This is a genomic window from Clostridium sp. AF27-2AA, assembly GCF_003478505.1.
Classification (GTDB): Bacteria; Bacillota; Clostridia; order Lachnospirales; family Lachnospiraceae; genus Brotaphodocola.
This window is the reverse complement of sequence record NZ_QUFI01000047.1, coordinates 1-19,292: the sequence shown is the minus strand read 5'-3', so window position 1 is coordinate 19,292 and position 19,292 is coordinate 1. Positions and strand designations below refer to the sequence as shown.

Below are 19,292 nucleotides of genomic sequence, written 5' to 3'. Positions count from 1 at the left end.
AATAGGTCGAGGGCTTAACCAAGACGGTTTAGGTAAGAAAAACGGATGAAATTCAATATGTGGTTTTGAGGGTACATGCCTCATATATTTAATACGGCCTCGTGGTCAAGCGGTTAAGACGACGCCCTCTCACGGCGTAAACCCGGGTTCGATTCCCGGCGAGGTCATATTGGTCCAGACAGAGATGTCTGGATTTTTTTTTACAGGAAATGACATCCTGCGAAAGTTGTGGGAACGCCATTGGATGTTTCTCAGTGTTTTCTAAGTGAGAAATTCTGCTATTGACAAGTTCCTACAAGTTTGGTATGCTATTCGACATTGGTTAGCTAACGCTAATTGTAAAAAAATTTACAGAGTTCGAAACAGGAAACAACGGCAACAGAGACAACACAGCGAGGGAGAATCATTTGACATACCTATGGATTAATCCGGTATCAGAACGTATGGTATCGGAGCAGGCTTTAAAACGAATTTTAACAGAACATCAGCTCACGCAAGTGCGCTGCCGGGAGGATTGGGGCGCTATGGTGCTGGAGAAGTACAAAGAACGGATGGAGCAAGCCAATGGAACCGTGGCAGATGCCAGGTGCCCGGAAGCAGTGAATCTGATTGAGCGATATAATGAGGAAGAAAACCTTTCCATTCAGGTGGCTGATATTGAACCAATCCTGATTCATTGCGCCAGAGAACTGAGTGCGCGTTCGGATTTGGCAGATGGGGGAAAAATTATCACGACCCCGTGCAGGATTCTGGCAGAGAAGGGAAATGCGCTGGAGCTGCCACGGACACGTTTTGTGAGCTGGAAGGACTTTCTTTCGGAACTTGGAGAAACATTGGAGCCGGCACCGGAGGCCAGCCCGATTCCACCGGGATTTTTTACAGGGTTGTCAGTGCCGGTACTCAGTCTGAGCGGACAGGAAGCAATCGAAGCGTATCTGCAGAACGCGGCAATGTCGGAAGCGCAGAAAACGGCAGACAGGATGATGGCTGGAATTGCTGGTGTGGGAAATCAGGACACAGAGTCAGGAGAACGGAAGTTGAAGGAGGATACGGCCGGGACAGAGCGCAGTCCGCTGCTCCTGGAACTTCTCTATTGCCGTCAGGGCTGCCATATGGGAGATGGAGTACGATGAATAAGACAATCAAATCCTGGGCTCAGCCCCTGGCCGGCGTGGCTATTGTGTTTGGAATCTGGTATCTGGTCTGCAAGGCAGAAATTTTAAGTGCCTATGTCCTTCCAGCGCCGGAAAAGGTATTCCGTAGCTTTTTGAAAATGCTGCAGAGCGGGGAACTGGCAAGAGACATCTGTATCAGCTTTCTGCGTGTGATCAAGGGCTTTGCCATCGCCTTTGTGCTGGCTTTTGTGCTTGGCATGTTTCGGGCGCTGTTTCCGGGAACTTCCGGTTACTATGAGCATGCGGTGCAGTTTTTCCGCAATGTGCCGCCCCTCAGCATGATTCCGCTTCTGATTTTGTGGTGTGGTATTGGAGAGACTACGAAGACCGTCATCATTGTGCTGGCTTCCTTCTTTCCCATGTATTTAAACATTGTGAAGGGCTTTACGGGCTGTGATAAAAAGCTTCTGGAGGTCGGCACCATGTTCGGCTATTCCGAGCGTCAGAAATTTTTCCGTATTGTACTTCCGTATGCAATGGCGGATATTCTGGTGGGTATGCGCATTGGCCTGGGGTATAGCTGGCGTGCCATCATTGGAGCGGAAATGGTGGCGGCGTCCACCGGACTGGGACACATGATTCTCTTTGCCCAGCAGATGTCCAGGACTGATAAGGTTATCGTGGGCATTCTGGTCATTGGAATTGTAGGCTATGTGACGGACCGGATCTTTGGTGCGCTCATCAATATCTTCTTGAAAGGATCCGGAGAAAATGGCTGGAATTAAACTGAAAAATATACAGAAATCCTATCAGGTGGAGGATCGGAATGTACCGGTTTTAAATGGCATTGATCTGGATATTCCGCAAGGACAGATTACGGTGATTCTGGGGCAGAGCGGATGCGGTAAGACGACGCTTCTGCGGCTGACCGGCGGCCTGGAACCGGCTGATTCAGGTGAGATTTTGTGGGAAGGCAATCATAAGACGGCTTTTGTATTTCAGGAGCCGCGTCTGATGCCCTGGCTGACGGTCTGGGACAATGTGGTATTTGGTCTGAAAAAGGCGGAGCAGGATAAAGAAAAAATCCAGAGCCTTATTGGAACGGTGGGGCTTTCCAGATTTGAGAAAGCCTATCCGTCCCAGCTTTCCGGAGGTATGAAGCAGCGGGCAGCCATAGCCAGGGCCCTGGCCTACGAGCCGGACTTTATCATGATGGACGAGCCCTTTGCGGCTCTTGATTATTTCACCAGAGAACAGATGCAGAAAGAGCTTCTGCGGGTGCAGAAGGTAAAGCACAGCAGCATCCTGTTTGTGACCCACAGCATCGATGAGGCCCTGATCCTGGGTGACCGGATCGTGGTCATTGAAAAGGGACTGGTGAAGAAGGTCTATCCGGTGAAGACATCGGCAGAGGAGAGGAATCTCCTGGACGATGGTTTTATTTCCCTGAAACGGGATATTATAAACAACTTAAATTTTATCAACTAGAGGAGGAAACAAGAGTTATGAGAAAATGGATCGCACTGGGCCTTGCAGCATGCATGACCGTATCATCCCTGACCGGATGCGGCAGTTCTAAGAAAGAGACGGAGGCAGAGACTACTGTGGCAGAGAGCAGCGTGGAGGAGACTTCTGCGGAAGAGACCACCGCAAACGAGAGTGAGGCAGCAAAATCTGATCTCGACAAACTGGTATTTACCTACGTTACTTCTCCATTAAACGTACCGACCATCATCGAGAAGGATCAGGGTATTTTCGCAAAGGACTTTGGCGAGATGGGAATTACCACAGATTATGCGGAGCTGACTTCCGGCGCAGACCAGACTCAGGCTCTGGCATCCGGTGATGTACAGGTTCTGTACGCGGTAGGAGCAACTTCTGTGATCCTGTCTGCAGCAAACGGCGCAGATATTAAAGTATTAAACATGTACAGCCGTTCCCCGAAGGCATTCTGCATGTACTCCAAGGATGACACCTTAACCAGCCCGGAGAGCTTAAAAGGCAAGACCATTGCAGGCCCGACCGGAACCAACCTGCATGAGCTGTTAGTATCTTATCTGGCACAGGCGGATATGACCCTGGATGATGTCAATTACGTGAATATGAGCATTCCGGACGCAAAAGCCGGTCTGGACGGCGGCAGCGTAGATGTAGCTTTACTGGCAGGCGCAGCTGCTTACAACGCAGAGAAGCAGGGCTGCCACAAGGTAATCGACGGCGAGGGCCTCATCAAAGCCATTATCGCAGTGGCAACTACTCAGAAGTTCTATGATGAGCATCCGGAGGTAATTGCACAGCTTGAGAAGTCCCAGCAGGAGATCGCGGACTTCATGAAAGAGAATCCAGACAAGACCATAAGTATCGTGGCCAAGGAACTGGATCTGGATGAGGAAGCTGTCAAAGATATGTACGGCTACTACGATTTCTCCCTGGACATCAGCGACGATGACAAGGAAGGCTTCCAGAAAACCGCAGATTTTATGCTGGAGTCCGGCATGATTGATGAGCCCCTGGATGTCAATACATTGTTTATCCAGTAAATTATTGAAGTATTAAAATGAAAAGAAAGGCAGGCTGCCATAGGGGAGAGACTATGGTAAGCCTGCCCTTTCTTGATGGTGAAACTTTCTTGCGGTTTTAGACAGAATGGGTTAATATCCCATCTTTGACAGTCAAATTTATCAAAACACCGCTGAAAGCCTTATTCTACCAATGTTGACAATAATTCTTCACATGTATATTTCCGCTCGAGCTTTTTTTCGAGCAGACGATAAATGAACGGTGCCAGAAAACAGATCAGGAAATTGCGATATAGCTCTGACTGAATCAGATCACATTTTGCCCAGGCCATAACATCGTCTCTGGTGGGACCATGTTCAACTAACAATTCTTTTAATGTTCCAAGTTTGCGGATTGTCCGAGAGGTAGATTTTCCGTTACTGTCGATGTAGGATTGCTTTATATAAAAAGACTCAGCGTTTTTTGATTTCAAAACAAGAATAGAAATTGACGTTCTGGCAGAGATATGTTAGATTGGTGAGTAAATTATAATCATTTGGAACAGGGAGATGGCGTATGAATTTAAAGCGGGGACTGGATGAGATGGTTTATGACCTGTTTATTGACGAACTTTACAACGGTGTATTTCATGCCGGAGAGAAAATTGATCCGGCGGCACTGACAGAATCTTTTCAGATTAGCCGCACACCGGTTATCCAGGCCTTAAAGCGCCTGGCCAGTGAAAAAATTTTGGAAGTGAGCAGCGGTGGAAAATATTTTATTCCGGTTCCGGATGAAAAGCAGATCCGGGAAATCTGTGAGGTCCGTTATTTGTTTGAGCAGTATGCAATAGAACAGTATCTGGGTTCCGGAAATCATCCCGTGTTAAGCCAGCTTTACGATATGGCGCTGGAATGCCGGGGCAAAATGAAATCGGGAGAAGAGCTGGAATGCGTAAAGGCAGATCTGGAATTTCACAGAAGCCTGGTGCGCCTGACCGGAAATACCTGTCTTTATGAGGCCTATATTCCGGTGCTGAACCGCTTTATCGGCATCAAATATGCTGTGGAGTGCTGGCCGGATCAGCAGATTCAGGCCAATGACCGGCATATTCATCTGATGGAGGCCATCATTCAGAATCAGAAAGAACAGGCTCTCCGGGAGCTTCATCAGCATATTTTTCTTTCCATGGAGCGCATTGTCAGTGCGGCTAAAATGCAGGATTCCAAACTTTAAGTTAGTAACACTTTACCACATTAAAACAAAAATTCAGATTGACAATAAAAATCAAACATGCTATATATAGTTTGAATTAAATTTTAAATTTAATTTCATACGACAGAGACGTCGGCTAATAGAGGTACTCTGTCTTTTTTTTACCATTTACCACAACTAATAAATGATTGTATTAACAATGAAAATACTGTGAGAGGAGCGCGCAATTATGGTTTATCGTATGGACCAGATGAGCTGGTCAGAATTTGACCAGAGGAGAAAAGAGACCGATACAATTATTGTTCCAACCGGAGCATGTGAGATTTATGGTCCTCATCTTCCGATGGGAGCAGACGCAATCGCTGCTATGGCAATTTCTGAGAGAGTCGCAGAGAGAACGGGAGCACTGATCGCCCCGATGATTCCGATTGGAGAATCCAATTCCCTTACTTGTTATCCGGGAACGATTACATTTTCCAAATCGACCTTCGAGCTGATCATCAAAGAGCTGTTTGAGAACCTCGTAAAATATGGCTTTAAACATTTTCTGTTTGTGACGGGCCATGCGGGAAACGTAGATGCGATCAGCTACTACGCAAGACAGTTTCAGACCAAATACGACATCAAATGCGGACAGATCGACTGGTGGAGATTCACAAACACCAACGGCGGCGATGTATTTGAGTTAAGCGGCTACATGGCACACGGTCATGCGAGCGAGTGCGGAACCTCCGTCATGCTTTACCTGTGTCCGGAACTGGTACATATGGAGCGGGCCCAGAGAATTGAACCACCGAAGGAATTATACACCGACTTCTCCGATGTAATCCGTTATGTACCTTTTGATAAAAAGACACCGAACGCGATCGTGGGAGACGCAACCATCGGTACGAGAGAGAAAGGTGAAAAGATCGTAAACAAATGCGTTGACCGCATTGTGGAATATATGAATTTTGAATTTAAGTGAGTCTGACAGCGAGGAGGAAAAATTATGAAAAAAAGAACACTGGCCATGATGATGGCAGCACTGATGTTATCCACCGCACTCACCGGCTGCAAGGGAAAATATGCAGCCAGCAGCCAGGACACCGCGGCTGCATCGGCAGAGGCCGGAACGGATGCCGCTTCTGACACTGCAAAAACCGGAACTCCGAAGGATACTCTGGTATGTGCCATCGTGGAAGATATGACTTCCATGGATCCGCAGGAAACCAACCGTGCAACCAACTGGGCTGTACAGAGACAGATGTACAACCATCTGGTTCACGAAAATCCGGATGGTTCCGTAGACCCGGAGCTGGCGACTGAGTGGGAGTGGTTAGATGACCTGACTCTCCGCATGAAACTCCGTGATGATGTCTACTTCCACAATGGAGTACAGTTTACCGCGAAGGATGTTCTTTTTATGATCCAGAAGGCGAAAACAACCTCCATCAGTGCATCCACCTATGAGGCATTTGACGCAGATAATACTAAGATTGTGGATGATTTTACCATCGATATCAAGCTGTTCCATCCATATGCCGCTATTAGACGTATCTGAACCATCTGAGTCAGTACCGCCAGGCAAGAAAAAAACTGGCTGAGCTTGCGAAAGGGAAAAAATTTAAAGCACTGAAGGGGTATCTGGCAGAGTTTGACCGTTACACAAACGAAGAGGATGTCCTCTACAGCAGGGTGCGGGAACGGCTTTTCGACCGGATACGTGGCGAGGCACAAAAACTTCAGAATCCGGATAAGCCGGAAGACGCGCCGGCAGAGGATGTGACAGAGAGCTTGCGGGAGTGTCTGACCGAGGCGCAGGCGTATACAGAAGCGGTTCATCAATACGGAGAGACCATGAATCTGATCCAGGAAGTCCTGGAGGAAGAAGAAACAGACCAGCTCATGGTTCCATATCACGGAGAGATGGTCCGGAACGCCAGGATTCAGGTGGCCCTGGAGGCTGTGGAAAAAGAAAAAACGATCTTTTCTTCTTCGGAGTTTAAACGGATCGCGGACCGGCTGAAAGCTTATCAGTCTGCGCTGCTCCGGGAAGGAGCGGACAGTCCGGCAGCTGCAGCAGCGCTTCAGAATGTGCTGGATGCGGCGGAGAGCTATATGATTGAAAAACTGACCGGGAAAATGCGGGATCCGAAAACCGGAGAACCGGTGAAGGAGGTAGCACGGATTTCCCGCATGATCTTTTCAGACCAGTTTTCCCTGCAGGACGAAACGGCAAAAAGCACGGGTTTGACAGAGGAAGGATTCCGGCGGCTGAAATTTGCCTTTAAGATTCGCCAGATCATAAAAAAAACCGGATATGGAAATGCAAATGGCAGAGAAGAGGGAAACGCGCAGACTGGTGAAAATGGAACGCAGCAGGCCCTTATAAAAGAAAGCACGCCGCTGCGGCAGGCACAGTATGGGCTTTTTCACAGCATTTATGGACTGGAGCAGTTAAGCCGGCAGATGGAACAGGAGGTATCCATGTTTTCCCCGCGGGAATTAAAGAAGGTGCAGGAGACGCTGAAGCGTTATCTGGACTTTGGAAAGCGGGCTAGTGTGGATTCCTTCGCGGCATACCGTAATTTTGAACTTCGGCAGGAGGATTCTGCGGAATATAAAGCCCTGGATACAGCACTGTCTGCTTATGAAAAAGCAAATCCGGTACAGCAGGGAAACGAAGAAACATCCAGGCAGAAGCTGGTAAGAGGAATCCGCAAAGCCATGGAGGAAAACAATCAGAACTTAAGTGGTTATGTTCGGGAATTGCAGGCGCTTATGCTGGAAAGTCCGGAAAAAACGCGCAAGATGCTTGCGGTCAGAGCAGCAGAGGCTGCTGCGGCAAAACAGGCGGCGGAAGAAAAACAGGCGGAGGAAGCAAAACAAGCGGAAGAAGTAAAACAAATGGAAGAAACAAAACAGGCGGAAGAAAAAAAACAAACGGAAGAAGCAAAACAAACGGAAGAAGCAAAACAGGAGGACGCAGAAAAAAAAGCATTAGGGAAAAAAGAAGTATCCGAAGACAAAAAAGCCCAGGCTGCGGAGGCAGAGGCATAATGCGGATGGACCGGATTCTAAAGGGGATGTCGGCAGTACTTACAGCTTTAGCAGTAGTTGTGGTGCTGACAGTTCCGGCTGAGGCGTCTGCAAGGCCCGGAAATGGTTTGGAGCCGGGACGCTTCCTGGTGCAGACACCTCAGACAGCCGGACAGCTAGAGGAAGCGAGGCAGAAGTGGGAAGAAGCCAGAAGGCAGAAAGAAGAGGCTGACAAAAAGGTGCAGGAGGCAGCAAAGAGCCAGAAAGAAGAAACGGTGAAGGCCGATGCGCTGATAAAAGAATTATCCGGACTTCTTGCTGAGCAGGAATTGTTAAAACAGGAAATTGATACAGAAAAACAGAATCTTGCCAGGGCAAAAAAGGAGCGTGACGAGGCAGCGCGGAAGGAACAGGAGCAGTATCAGGCTATGAAAGAGCGGATCCGCTTTTTGTATGAAAATAAGCGGGAGGGATATCTGGATATGTTTCTGGGTGCCCGGACCTTATCCAGTCTGTTTAACCGCAGGGAATACGTGCAGGCCCTTTACAAATATGACCGGAAAAAGCTGGAGGAATACCAGAACACCAAGAATCTGGCCCATGAAAAGCAGGAAGAATCCATGAACCGGGAAGCGGAGCTGGAAACGATGAAGGAGGAACAGAAAAGCCAGCAGGAAACGCTGGAGATGACCCTCAGGGAGAGCCGAAAGAATGCGCGTCAGTTTGCGAAACAAATGGAAGATGCAAAAGCCCGGGCAAATGCCTACGTAAAACTTGTGGAAGAGCAGAATCAGGAAATCCGAAAGCTGGAGAATGCGCTTGCGGCTGATAATGGCAAGGCTGGACAAGGTCCCGGTTCCGGAAACAGGACAGGAAATCAGGATGGTCCGGCATCAGGACCTTCCACCGGCATGACAAAGAGTATGGGAGGAACCGAACGCGGCCGAAAAATTGCGGATTACGGACTTTCTTTTCTGGGGAATCCTTATGTATGGGGCGGAACCAGCCTGACAAACGGCGCGGACTGTTCCGGATTTGTCCAGAGTGTCTATAAGCATTTTGGCATAACGCTTCCGCGCACCTCTGCAGAGCAGCGCTCAGCCGGTGTGGAAGTCGCGTTTTCCGATGCGGAACCGGGGGACCTGATCTGCTATGCGGGGCACATCGGTATTTACATTGGAGACGGACAGATTGTCCATGCCAGCAATTCCAGAAACGGCATTATTACCAGTTATGCGGCTTACCGCACGATCTTAAGCGTGCGGCGGATCATATGATGGCTGAAAAATTTGTATTTAAAATAGATTACACAGAAAGAAATGATTACCAGAAACAACTGGCAATATTCGACAAAATCCAGCCAAAAACACATGACAGGATTTTGCTGTTTTGCGAAAGAAAGTACAACATTGTGACAGAAATATAAAAAACAGCCGCAAAACACAAGACAATTTTGTGGAAAAGTAGTAAAATGGCTTTATAAAATGCAAGGAGGATCATACGCATGAGTGCAAACAAAGAAACCATCGCACAGTGGATCCGGGAAAAGAAGACCGCTCTCGGCATCGAGTTCGGTTCCACCCGAATCAAAGCTGTTTTAGTAGGGGAGGATCATACGCCCATCGCGTCCGGTGCCCATGACTGGGAGAACCGCCTGACAGACGGCATCTGGACTTATACGCTGGAGGATATCTGGACCGGCATCCAGGACGCCTACGCAAAGCTGGCAGAGGATGTAAAGAGCCAGTACGGCGAGAACCTGCATGCGGTCGGCGGCATCGGCATCAGCGCCATGATGCACGGCTATATGGTATTTGACAAATCCGGGGAGCTTCTGGTTCCGTTCCGCACCTGGAGAAATACCATTACCGCAGAGGCATCTGAGAAGCTGACGGAGCTGTTTGCGTATCCGATCCCGCAGCGCTGGAGCATCGCCCATCTGTATCAGGCGATTTTAAACGGAGAAGCTCATGTACCGGATATTGACTATATGATCACCCTGGAGGGTTATGTACACTGGAAACTCACCGGCCAGAAGGTGCTTGGTATCGGTGATGTAGCCGGTATGTTCCCGGTAGACATCCACAACCATGACTTTGACCAGAAGATGGTAGAGAAGTTTGACGCTCTGGTGGCAGACAAGGGGTATTCCTGGAAGCTGCGCGACATTCTGCCGAAGGCCCTGGTGGCAGGCGAGGACGCGGGCAGCTTAACTGCAGAGGGAGCAAAACTGCTTGATGTAAGCGGCAATCTGGAGGCTGGCATTCCGATGTGTCCGCCGGAGGGCGACGCTGGTACCGGCATGACTGCCACCAACAGCGTAAAGGTCCGTACCGGAAACGTATCCGCAGGCACCAGCGTGTTTGCCATGGTAGTTCTGGAAAAAGAATTGAAGAAGGTTCATCCGGAGATTGACCTGGTTACCACACCAGCCGGCGACCTGGTAGGCATGGTACACTGCAATAACTGCACCTCCGACTTAAACGCATGGGTCGGTCTGTTCAGAGAGTTTATGGAGAGCATGGGCATGGAGGTTGACATGAACCGCCTGTTCGGTGTCCTTTACAATAAGGCATTAGAGGGAGACAAGGACTGTGGCGGCCTGCTGGCATACAACTACTTCTCTGGCGAACACATCACCGGTTTTGAAGAGGGACGCCCGCTGTTCGTACGCCGTCCGGATGATAAATTCAATCTGGCAAACTTTATGAGAACCCATTTGTATACCTCCCTTGGCGCGTTAAAGACTGGTCTGGATATCCTGTTCCGTGATGAACAGGTAAAGCTGGATGTCCTCCTTGGACACGGCGGCCTGTTTAAGACCAAAGGCGTAGGCCAGAAGATCATGGCAGCCGCAGCCGGTGTCCCGGTTGAGGTCATGGAGACCGCAGGAGAGGGCGGCGCATGGGGCGCAGCACTTCTTGCCGCTTACCGTGTATGGAAGGAAGATGGCGAGACTCTGGACGCTTACCTGGAGAAGAAGGTATTCGGCGGCCAGCACGGAACTGTCATGGAGCCGGATGCAGAGGATGTGAAGGGCTTCGACGAGTTTATGGTACGCTATCACGCAGGTCTGCCGATCGAGCGGGCAGCTGTAGAAAGTATGCCGGAGAACGCATAAAAAACTGTGTGCTGCGGATGAAAGTGGAACTGACCAGGACATCCGCGGCGCTGCTGAAATAAAACAGAAATAAGGGAGGAATCGCAGTATGCTGGAAGCATTAAAACAGCAGGTATATGAAGCAAATATGGAGCTGCCGAGGCGCGGCCTGATTACCTACACCTGGGGTAACGTCAGCGGAATTGACCGGGAGAGCGGCCTGTTCGTGATCAAGCCGAGCGGTGTGGATTATGATCTGTTAAAACCGGAGGATATGGTTGTCATGGATTTGAACGGAAACCGGGTAGAGGGAACCATGAACCCGTCTTCCGATACTCCGACTCACGTGGAGCTTTATAAGGCATTCCCGGAGATTGGCGGCATTGTTCACACCCATTCTCCGCACGCAACCGCATGGGCGCAGGCGGGCAGAGGCCTTCCGTGCTACGGAACTACTCACGCTGATTACTTTTACGGCGAGATTCCGTGCGCAAGAAACTTAACTGCAGAGGAGATTGAGGAAGGCTATGAGAAGAACACCGGTCTTGTCATTGTAGAGACGTTCAAGGGCAAAAACCCGATATATGTTCCGGCTGTGCTCTGCAAGAACCATGGCCCGTTCACCTGGGGTAAGAATGCGGCAGAGGCTGTTCACAACGCAGTGGTTCTGGAGGAGGTTGCCAAGATGAACTTCATGACCGAGCTCATCAATCCGAACGCGGACAACCGCACACCGCAGTGTATGCAGGACAAGCATTTCTTAAGAAAGCATGGCCCGAACGCATACTACGGACAGAACAAGTAACAAAATCCGTTGCAGTTGTATGAACTGTGACAAAATTGTGTGAAAAAGTAAAATCTGTTTGCAAAATATGTAGACAGGGCTTACAATTTCCATAGAATAATTAATCCAAGGGGGAATTTTAAATCATGAAATTTTTCGTAGATACCGCAAATGTAGATGAGATCCGCAAAGCAAACGACATGGGCATTATCTGTGGCGTTACCACCAACCCGTCCCTGATCGCAAAAGAGGGCCGTGACTTTAATCAGGTTATCGCAGAAATCGCTTCCATCGTAGACGGACCGATCAGCGGTGAGGTAAAGGCTACCACCACCGACGCAGAGGGCATGATCAAAGAGGGCCGTGAGATCGCAGCCATCCATCTGAATATGGTTGTTAAGATCCCGATGACCGTAGAGGGCTTAAAGGCTGTTAAGGTTCTGCATGCAGAGGGCATCAAGACCAACGTAACCCTGATCTTCTCCGCAGCACAGGCACTCTTGGCTGCAAGAGCAGGCGCAACCTACGTTTCCCCGTTCCTGGGCAGACTGGACGACATCTCTATGCCGGGTATTGATCTGATCAACGAGATCACCGAGATCTTCATGATGCATGACATCCAGACTGAGATCATCGCGGCAAGCATCCGTAACCCGATCCATGTCATTGACTGTGCAAAGGCTGGCGCTGACATCGCAACCGTACCGTACAAGGTATTAGAGCAGATGACCAAGCACCCGCTGACTGATCAGGGTATTGCAAAATTCCAGGCAGACTACAAGGCTGTATTTGGAGAGTAAAGTTTACCGGTGTGAATCTCGATATTCCTTCGGCGTCATACCGTAATGCTTTTTCCATGTCCGGCAAAAATAACCGGAATCAGAAAAACCTGTTTCTTCCGCAATGGAGGAAATGGGTTTTTCTGTTTCTGAGAGCAGAAAAGCCGCGTGCTGCAGCCGGTAGGAGATCAGATAGGCAATGGGAGAAACCTGAATATAGTCCTGAAAAATCTGAAGCGCTCTGCTTTTGCTTACGGAAGCTGACGCGGATATCTCGTCCAGGGAGAGGGGCTCACGAAAGTGATCCTGTATGTACTGCATCATGAGCTGCAGTTTTGTCTGGGCCATGTCTGTGCGTCTGACAGAAGTTCCGGATATATCCTGTAAATGTTCAAACAGAGTATTCCATAAATGAAAAAGAAGGCTTATAGTCAGAAGCCTGGATGAAGACGGCTGTTTCTGAAGTTCAAAAACAGAATCCAGATTGTCCAGTATGTTCTTTTGCCATGAAACTTCCGGAGAAAATATCTGAAAAGGAATTGCAGCATTTACAAGAGGGTGAATGAAATCTTGATAAATCCCAGTCTGCTCGGCGGCGAGAAAAACAGGAGAAAACACAATGTTGGGGATAATGGCATGATTGTCTGCTTCAAACCGGTGAAGAATACTGCGATTGATAAACAGGCCATATCCCTGTTCCAGATCAAATTGCCGGATTCCGACTGAACAGTGAATGGTGCCTTTCTGAACCACAAGAAACTCAAGCTCCGGATGCCAGTGCCAGTCCATCCGGTGAAAGTCAAAATCCCAGATATCTTCGAGATAGAAGGCAAAAGGATACTGGAGATTTCCGTGCGGGCTGGTTTCACGGAAGAATTCGTCTGTCTGGATTACTGTTTTGCATGAAGATATCATAAAGGGCTCCTTCCATAGGTTATTGATTATGGATGCTGTCATTGACTTGTTGGCTTACATACATTTGTTGTGTGATATTATACAATAAATATATGATTTTATCCAATGAATATTTTAAATATTACGATATAATCCAATGTAGAACATAAAAAGGAGAAACGGAATATGAAATATTCTTATGACTGCACCATGCGGGCCTGCTTTACTGGTTACATTGTCCAGGCCATTGTAAATAACTTTGTGCCGCTTTTATTTCTGACCTTTCAGCGTACGTATCACATTCCGCTGCAGCAGATTACTCTGCTGGTGACGTTTAATTTTGGAATTCAGCTTCTGACAGACCTGCTTTCTGTTGCTTTTGTAGACCGGATGGGATATCAGGCGTCTATGGTTCTGGCACATATTTTGTCAGCCCTGGGCCTGATCTGCCTGACGGTATTGCCAGAGTGGATGGGACACCCATTTGCCGGAATCCTGATTTCGGTCATTGTTTACGCTGTGGGAGGCGGACTTCTGGAGGTGCTGGTAAGCCCTGTTGTGGAGGCTTGTCCCTCCACACACAAAGAAAAGGCCATGAGTATGCTGCATTCTTTTTATTGCTGGGGACATGTTGGTGTGGTACTTTTCTCAAGCATTTTTTTCAAACTTGCAGGGATTGAAAACTGGAAACTTCTGGCGGTTTTATGGGCTGTGATCCCCATTCTGAACGCCCTGGTCTTTACCAGAGTTCCCATTGCGCCGGTACTTCCGGAAGGAGAAGAGGGAATGACCATAGGAACGCTTTTTCAAAACCGTACCTTCTGGCTTTTATTTGTGATGATGATCTGCGCGGGTGCCAGTGAGCAGTCTGTCAGCCAGTGGGCATCTCTGTTTGCGGAAAAAGGACTTGGAATATCTAAAACAGCAGGAGACCTGGCGGGACCTATGGCATTTGCTGTCCTGATGGGAGCTTCCCGCGCTTTTTATGGGAACTATGGAGAAAAAATAAATCTGGATCGTTTCATGGCTGTTAGCAGCGTGCTGTGTATCTTATCCTATCTGTGCCTGGTATTTATGCCGGTTCCGGTTTTAAGTCTGGCTGGATGCGCTCTGTGCGGTCTGTCTGTTGGAATCATGTGGCCCGGAACCTTTTCCAGAGCATCAAAGGCGCTGCCGGCAGGAGGAACTGCTTTGTTTGCGCTTCTGGCTTTAGGAGGGGATATCGGCTGCTCAGGAGGCCCGACTCTGGTTGGAATGGTATCCGGAATGTGTAAGGGAAATTTAAAGATAGGAATTCTGGCAGCTTTGATTTTTCCGGTTTTGCTTTTGACCGGAGCGAAGTTTGAAACAAAAAAAGATAAAATTAGCAGTTGACAGATTCTTTACTCTGTGCTAATTTAAAACCAGTCAAATAAACATTCGAAAGTCGATGATCAAAGAGAGTACATCTGAGGTGACATCACAGAGAGCTGCCGGTTGGTGGAAGGCAGCATGAAGCTTCTTTTGGAATGGGTTTGTGAGACGCCAGGCGAACGCTTTGTAAGTAGCTGAGGCCGTGTTCCAGCGTTAATGGATACGGGTATCGAAAACAGGAGTTACAGTTTTCCGTACCTGGATATGAGACAGCTTGGTGGCAGATATTCCGATGTGGGATATCTGCTTTTTCTTTTCTGTAAAAATCGGGTGGCACCACGATCACATTCGTCCCGGCATGGCGTGAAAACGTTATGCCGGGATTTTTCATTTTCTTTCGGGAAAATTCAACTATGAGGAGGAAACACTATGAGCAAAGGCAGATTTGGAATTCATGGAGGTCAGTACATTCCGGAAACTCTAATGAATGCAGTGATCGAACTGGAAGAAGCATATAACCGTTATAAGGATGACCCGGAATTTAACCGGGAGCTGACGGCGCTGCTCAATGAATATGCGGGCAGACCGTCCCGACTTTACTATGCGGAGCGTATGACAAAGGATCTGGGCGGAGCAAAAATCTACTTAAAGCGTGAGGATCTGAACCACACCGGTGCCCACAAGATCAACAACGTTATCGGTCAGATGCTCCTGGCAAAGAAAATGGGAAAGACCAGAGTGATTGCCGAGACCGGAGCCGGACAGCATGGCGTGGCTACCGCAACGGTAGCAGCCCTCATGGGAATGGAATGTGAGGTCTTTATGGGAAAGGAAGATACCGAACGTCAGGCATTAAACGTATACCGGATGCGCCTTCTGGGAGCCAGGGTACATGCCGTAACCTCCGGAACCGGAACCTTAAAGGACGCTGTATCTGAGACTATGAGGGAGTGGACCAACCGCATTGAGGATACCCACTATGTACTGGGATCCTGCATGGGACCGCATCCCTTCCCGACCATCGTAAGAGATTTCCAGTCTGTTATCTCCAAAGAGATCAAGGCGCAGATGATTGAGAAGGAAGGCAGGCTTCCGGATGCCGTGCTGGCTTGTGTAGGCGGCGGTTCCAATGCCATCGGTGCCTTCTATAACTTCATTGAAGACAAGGAGGTACAGCTGATCGGCTGTGAGGCAGCAGGACGGGGCGTCAACACCGCGGAGACGGCCGCTACCATTGCCACCGGCCGCCTTGGTATCTTCCATGGCATGAAATCCTACTTCTGCCAGGATGAATACGGTCAGATCGCTCCGGTATATTCCATCTCTGCCGGACTGGATTATCCGGGTATCGGACCGGAGCACGCGGCACTGTTTGACGCAGGGCGTGCCCGGTATGTAGCCATTACCGATGAAGAGGCTGTGGAGGCCTTTGAGTATCTGTCACGGACTGAGGGAATCATCCCGGCTATCGAGAGCGCCCACGCGATCGCGTATGCCATGAAGCTGGCACCGACTATGAAAAAAGATAAGATCATTGTTGTAAACGTATCCGGAAGAGGAGATAAAGACTGTGTATCCGTAGCGAGATACAGAGGGGAGGACTTACATGAGTAATATCGCAAAGGCATTTGAAAAAGGAAAAGCATTTATCCCGTTCATCACCTGCGGAGATCCGTCCTTAGAGGCAACGGAAAAGATTGTTTATGCCATGGAAGAGGCTGGCGCAGATTTAATTGAGCTTGGCATTCCGTTTTCGGATCCGACTGCGGAAGGTCCGGTAATCCAGGAAGCAAACATCCGCGCATTATCCGGCGGTGTCACTACCGATAAAATATTTGATATGGTTGTGAAAATCCGGAAAAATACAAAGATTCCGATGGTATTCATGACTTACGCAAATGTCGTTTTCTCCTATGGGACAGAGCGTTTTGTGAAAAAGGCAGCGGAAATCGGCATGGACGGTCTGATCCTTCCGGATGTTCCGTTTGAAGAGAAGGAAGAGTTTGACTGTGTCTGCCGTAAATATGGCCTGGATCTGATCTCCCTCATAGCGCCGACCTCCCATGACCGTATCCGCATGATCGCGAAGGAGGCAAGCGGATTCGTTTACTGTGTATCTTCCCTCGGGGTAACAGGAATGCGGAGCGAGATCACCACCGATATCGGAGCTATGGTGAAGCTGGTAAAGAAAGTAAAAGATATTCCGTGCGCGGTAGGCTTTGGTATCTCTACTCCGGATCAGGCTGCACGGATGGCAGGACTTTCCGACGGTGCCATTGTGGGATCGGCTATCGTAAAGCTCTGTAAAGAGTATGGCGCTGATGCGCCGGATCAGGTCAAAGCTTATGTGAAGGATATGTGCGAGGCGGTTCATCGGAAATAAGCGGTTTGTGGTCTGCACAATGTATGAACGGCAATACAATTTGCCAGATTGTGCCGGAATATGACGGATTATCGAGTTGTTATTTTTCATATAAAATGGTATCATAGATGTATTATGAAACGCAAATAGAAAAATAATGGATGCAGATCCGGCAAACAGGAAAGAGAAGCACATATGGCAGCAGACGAAAAGATGACGGTCAGACAGGCCGAAAAAGAAATAGAAAATTTCAAAAAGGTGTTTCATGCAGTACGGCTGTTCCCGGTTGAAGATTCAGACCATATCCGGGAGTCCTGCAGAGAATATCAGGATACGTGCGGGGACTGCAATTTCCCGGAGATGGAGCAGCATTGTCAGAACTGCGTAGTTGCAAATGCAGCCATCAGCAGAACGGAACGCGGAAAGCTGGAAGTTTTTGACAGCAGCCTTTACCAGCTGATCGCCCGTTATGTTAAGATTGGCGGAAAAGAATATGTGATGGAGCTTATCCGCCGTCTGGATCATGAATGGTCGTTTGGTCAGCTGAACCATGAAAAGCTTGTGGATCTGTTTGTTCATTATGATGATAAACTTTACAAGGATGTCATTACGGACGCTTATAACCGCCGCTATTATGAGGATGAGATGAAAGCGCTTGAGTGGACTGCCGGAATTGCCCTGATTGATCTGGACGACTTTAAGCTCTATAATGATACATACGGACATAAGGCAAGCGATATGACTCTGTATACGGTTGCAGATGTGATCCGAAAGAACACGCGCAAATCAGACTACCTGGTACGGTTTGGCGGTGATGAATTTCTGCTCGTGATGCCAGATGTCACGGAGGAGGTTTTTCATAAAAAGCTTCAGACAATTAAGCAGCGGGTACATGAGGCCAATATCCCGGGGTACACGAAGCTGCAGATTTCCATCAGCGTAGGCGCTACCCTTTGCCAGAATGAAAAAATTGAAGCTGCTGTTGCCAGAGCAGATCATTTTATGTATCAGGCAAAGAACGACAAAAATAAGGTTGTGATGGGACGGGAGGGGCACGGACTGAATTCGGGCGGCAAAGATGTCCATAAACAGAAAATTCTTGTAGTAGATGATTCTGAGATGAACCGGGAAATCCTGATCACCATGCTGGAGGATGATTTTGACATCATTGTAGCTGAGAACGGAATGGTGTGCCTGGAGCTTTTGATGCAGTACGGAAAAGCAATTTCAGCGGTTCTTCTTGATATTGTCATGCCGGTCATAGACGGCTTTGAGGTACTGACGTACATGAACCGGAACCGGTGGATTGAAGATATTCCGGTCATCATGATTTCCAGTGAGGAGTCTGACGCCTGTATCCGCCGGGCGTTCCAGCTTGGAGTAGCGGACTATATCAGCAGACCATTTGATAATCATGTGGTCCGCCAGCGGGTATTTAACACCATAAAGCTATACGCAAAGCAGCGCCGTCTGACTGCGCTTGTGTCCGACCAGATCCACGAGAAGGAAAAGAACAATCAGATGATGATAGAAATCTTAAGCCAGATCGTGGAATTCAGAAACGGTGAGAGCGGACTGCATGTGCTTCATATCAAAGTGCTGACGGAGATGCTTCTGGAGGAAATCCTGAAAAAGACCGACAGATACCGCCTGACACCGGAGCTGTGTCAGATGATCTTTATTGCATCGTCCTTCCACGATATCGGAAAGATTGGGATTGACGAAAAAATCCTGAACAAGCCGGGAAGACTGACCGTAGAAGAATTTAATGAGATGAAAAAACATACACTGATCGGCGCCTCTATGCTGAGCAAGATGGAGCGCTATAAAGAGGAACCGCTGATCCATATTGCCTATCAGATCTGCCGCTGGCATCATGAGCGGTACGATGGCAGCGGGTACCCGGACGGACTGGTGGGAGATGAGATCCCGATTTCCGCCCAGATCGTATCCCTGGCGGATGTCTACGATGCCCTCATCAGCGAGCGAGCCTACAAGAAGGGCTTCACCCATGAGCGTACCATTGAGATGATCCTCGGCGGTGAATGCGGAATCTTTAACCCGATCTTGATCGAGTGCTTCATGGAGATTGAGCAGAAGATCAAACAGAAAATGCTGGAGATTCAGTGAATTTCAATTTAAGAATAGTTGCGAAAGGTCCGAAGCAGGC

General features: G+C 48.6%; 17 protein-coding genes, 1 tRNA gene and 1 other annotated feature. Of the genes, 17 read left to right on the top strand and 1 reads right to left on the bottom strand.

What is annotated here, in order from left to right; genetic code table 11:
- Positions 1-95 precede the first annotated feature (95 nt).
- The 13 genes from DWY84_RS16060 (at position 96) to fsa (ending at position 12,534) form a co-directional block, all read left to right on the top strand.
- Positions 96-167 (top strand) — tRNA-Glu (locus tag DWY84_RS16060).
- Positions 168-407: 240 nt separating this feature from the next.
- Positions 408-1,133: a hypothetical protein gene (locus tag DWY84_RS16055; RefSeq protein ID WP_147354311.1), complete on the top strand. Its 726-nt coding sequence runs from the start codon at positions 408-410 to the stop codon at positions 1,131-1,133.
- Positions 1,130-1,900, top strand: a complete 771-nt coding sequence (locus tag DWY84_RS16050; RefSeq protein ID WP_118534317.1) for an ABC transporter permease — start codon at positions 1,130-1,132, stop codon at positions 1,898-1,900. Before DWY84_RS16055 ends, DWY84_RS16050 begins: the two co-directional genes overlap by 4 nt.
- Positions 1,887-2,603 carry an ABC transporter ATP-binding protein gene (locus tag DWY84_RS16045; RefSeq protein ID WP_118534316.1) on the top strand — a complete coding sequence of 239 codons (717 nt, stop codon included), beginning with the start codon at positions 1,887-1,889 and terminating at the stop codon, positions 2,601-2,603. Before DWY84_RS16050 ends, DWY84_RS16045 begins: the two co-directional genes overlap by 14 nt.
- A gap of 17 nt (positions 2,604-2,620) precedes the next feature.
- Positions 2,621-3,655: an NrtA/SsuA/CpmA family ABC transporter substrate-binding protein gene (locus DWY84_RS16040; protein WP_118534315.1), complete on the top strand. Its 1,035-nt coding sequence runs from the start codon at positions 2,621-2,623 to the stop codon at positions 3,653-3,655.
- A gap of 535 nt (positions 3,656-4,190) precedes the next feature.
- Entirely contained in the window at positions 4,191-4,850 is a 660-nt protein-coding gene (locus DWY84_RS16030; RefSeq protein WP_118534313.1) for a GntR family transcriptional regulator, read from the top strand.
- A gap of 208 nt (positions 4,851-5,058) precedes the next feature.
- Positions 5,059-5,796: a creatininase family protein gene (locus tag DWY84_RS16025; protein WP_243024898.1), complete on the top strand. Its 738-nt coding sequence runs from the start codon at positions 5,059-5,061 to the stop codon at positions 5,794-5,796.
- A gap of 24 nt (positions 5,797-5,820) precedes the next feature.
- A complete protein-coding gene (locus DWY84_RS16020; RefSeq protein ID WP_118534312.1) occupies positions 5,821-6,372 on the top strand; it encodes an ABC transporter substrate-binding protein in 552 nt (183 codons plus the stop codon).
- A gap of 134 nt (positions 6,373-6,506) precedes the next feature.
- On the top strand, positions 6,507-7,871 hold the full coding sequence (locus tag DWY84_RS16015) for a hypothetical protein (RefSeq protein WP_118534311.1): 1,365 nt from the start codon (positions 6,507-6,509) through the stop codon (positions 7,869-7,871).
- Positions 7,871-9,127, top strand: coding sequence for an NlpC/P60 family protein (locus DWY84_RS16010; RefSeq protein WP_118534310.1), 1,257 nt, complete (start codon positions 7,871-7,873; stop codon positions 9,125-9,127). Before DWY84_RS16015 ends, DWY84_RS16010 begins: the two co-directional genes overlap by 1 nt.
- Before the next feature lie 227 nt (positions 9,128-9,354).
- Positions 9,355-10,971 (top strand): FGGY-family carbohydrate kinase, encoded by a 1,617-nt coding sequence (locus tag DWY84_RS16005; RefSeq protein WP_118534309.1) that lies wholly within the window; start codon positions 9,355-9,357, stop codon positions 10,969-10,971.
- An 88-nt stretch (positions 10,972-11,059) separates the two neighbouring features.
- Positions 11,060-11,755 carry an L-ribulose-5-phosphate 4-epimerase gene (locus DWY84_RS16000; protein ID WP_118534308.1) on the top strand — a complete coding sequence of 232 codons (696 nt, stop codon included), beginning with the start codon at positions 11,060-11,062 and terminating at the stop codon, positions 11,753-11,755.
- A 125-nt stretch (positions 11,756-11,880) separates the two neighbouring features.
- Positions 11,881-12,534: a fructose-6-phosphate aldolase gene (gene fsa / locus DWY84_RS15995; RefSeq protein ID WP_118534307.1), complete on the top strand. Its 654-nt coding sequence runs from the start codon at positions 11,881-11,883 to the stop codon at positions 12,532-12,534.
- A 3-nt stretch (positions 12,535-12,537) separates the two neighbouring features.
- On the opposite strand, the gene DWY84_RS15990 is transcribed toward fsa, so the two are convergent.
- Positions 12,538-13,428 (bottom strand): AraC family transcriptional regulator, encoded by an 891-nt coding sequence (locus DWY84_RS15990; RefSeq protein WP_118534306.1) that lies wholly within the window; start codon positions 13,426-13,428, stop codon positions 12,538-12,540.
- A gap of 165 nt (positions 13,429-13,593) precedes the next feature.
- Between DWY84_RS15990 and DWY84_RS15985 the strand changes: the two genes are divergently transcribed.
- The 4 genes from DWY84_RS15985 to DWY84_RS15970 all read left to right on the top strand — a co-directional run bounded on the left by DWY84_RS15985 (position 13,594) and on the right by DWY84_RS15970 (position 19,252).
- The gene (locus DWY84_RS15985) at positions 13,594-14,781 is read left to right on the top strand and encodes an MFS transporter (protein ID WP_118534305.1); all 1,188 of its coding nucleotides are present in this window, start codon (positions 13,594-13,596) and stop codon (positions 14,779-14,781) included.
- A 46-nt stretch (positions 14,782-14,827) separates the two neighbouring features.
- Positions 14,828-15,119 (top strand) — a binding site (T-box leader).
- A gap of 70 nt (positions 15,120-15,189) precedes the next feature.
- On the top strand, positions 15,190-16,374 hold the full coding sequence (trpB, locus tag DWY84_RS15980) for a tryptophan synthase subunit beta (protein WP_118534304.1): 1,185 nt from the start codon (positions 15,190-15,192) through the stop codon (positions 16,372-16,374).
- Positions 16,367-17,143: a tryptophan synthase subunit alpha gene (trpA, locus tag DWY84_RS15975; protein ID WP_118534303.1), complete on the top strand. Its 777-nt coding sequence runs from the start codon at positions 16,367-16,369 to the stop codon at positions 17,141-17,143. Before trpB ends, trpA begins: the two co-directional genes overlap by 8 nt.
- A gap of 174 nt (positions 17,144-17,317) precedes the next feature.
- Positions 17,318-19,252, top strand: a complete 1,935-nt coding sequence (locus DWY84_RS15970; RefSeq protein WP_118534302.1) for a diguanylate cyclase — start codon at positions 17,318-17,320, stop codon at positions 19,250-19,252.
- Positions 19,253-19,292: the final 40 nt, after the last annotated feature.